Below are 1,113 nucleotides of genomic sequence, written 5' to 3'. Positions count from 1 at the left end.
CGGGACGTTCGTGCGCACCGCCGCGTCGGCCGGGGAGCCCGGCCCGCTCGGGCGCGCGAGCTCGCGGCGGAGCAGCGCCGCCGCCCCCCGGGTGAACTCGTGGTCGTGCGCCGTGCCCCCGGGGTTCGGTTCGGTCACGAGACGGCTCTCCCTGGTGATCGGTAAGAGGCCGCCATCCTGGCGGAGGGCCGCCGCCCGGGTCAAACCGGACGGCGGCCCTTTCCGACGGCGCCCCGCCGAAGCCTCGACCGTGCCTCCACCGTGCACCGGCGGAGCCTCGACCGTGCCCCGGCGGAGCCTCGACCGTGCCCCGGCGTCACGCCTGGGCCGGGGGCTCCTCCTCCAGCAGGTCGTCGAACTCGCCGTCCTTGACGCCCGCGACGAACGCGTCCCACTCGGCCTCGGTGAAGTAGAGGACGGGACCGTCGTCGTCCTTGGCCGAACGCATCACGACGGCCCGCTCACCGAACTCCTTGTGGTTCACCGGGACGTCCTTGCCGTCGATGAACTCGATGATGACACCGTCGGTGACGATCGGTTCCTGACTGTTCACTGCCACCCCTTCGAGGCCGGTCCGCGGACGCTCTCCAGCCTAGAACGCGCGGCCCTCGCGCGGGGGGCGCGAACGCCACGGCGCCCGCGGCGAAGAGAGGATGCAACGCGTCCTCTCACGGAAGGCCGACCATGCCCCCCGAACCACGGAACCGCGCCCGGTGACCCCCGCGCCCCCTTCGGCGGACGTCCGGGCCGAACCGGACGCCGCGGTCATCGAGCGGTCGCTGCGCGAGCCGGAGAGCTTCGCCGGGATCTTCGACCGCTACTTCGACGCGATCCACGGGTACGCCGCGCGGCGGCTCGGCGCGGCAGCCGCCGACGACGTGGCCGCCGAGACGTTCCTGGTCGCCTTCGACCGGCGCGGTTCCTACGACCTCGCCCGCCCGGACGCCCGGCCCTGGCTGTACGGCATCGCGTCCAACCTCATCGCCCGCCGGCACCGCGCCGAGGCGCGCCAGTACACGGCGCTCGCCCGGACCGGCGTGGACGGCCCCGCGGAGGGCCCGGAGGAGCGGGCCGCCCACCGGCTCGACGCGAGCGCCGCACGGGGGCCGCTCG

At 75.0% G+C, this 1,113-nt stretch carries 2 protein-coding genes; one reads left to right on the top strand and one right to left on the bottom strand.

Annotated features, from left to right (window positions below; translation table 11 throughout):
- Nucleotides 1-316 precede the first annotated feature (316 nt).
- Nucleotides 317-553, bottom strand: a complete 237-nt coding sequence (locus DZF91_RS41305) for a DUF397 domain-containing protein (RefSeq protein WP_199486830.1) — start codon at nt 551-553, stop codon at nt 317-319.
- Between the two features lie 160 nt (nt 554-713).
- Here DZF91_RS41305 and DZF91_RS23415 point away from each other — a divergent pair.
- Nucleotides 714-1,113, top strand: a 400-nt coding sequence (locus DZF91_RS23415; RefSeq protein ID WP_268915968.1) for a sigma factor, incomplete at its 3' end; no start/stop codon positions are given.

Source organism: Actinomadura logoneensis (assembly GCF_003428695.1).
Taxonomy (GTDB): Bacteria; Actinomycetota; Actinomycetes; order Streptosporangiales; family Streptosporangiaceae; genus Spirillospora; species Spirillospora logoneensis.
This window is presented reverse-complemented; position numbering and strand designations above follow the sequence as displayed.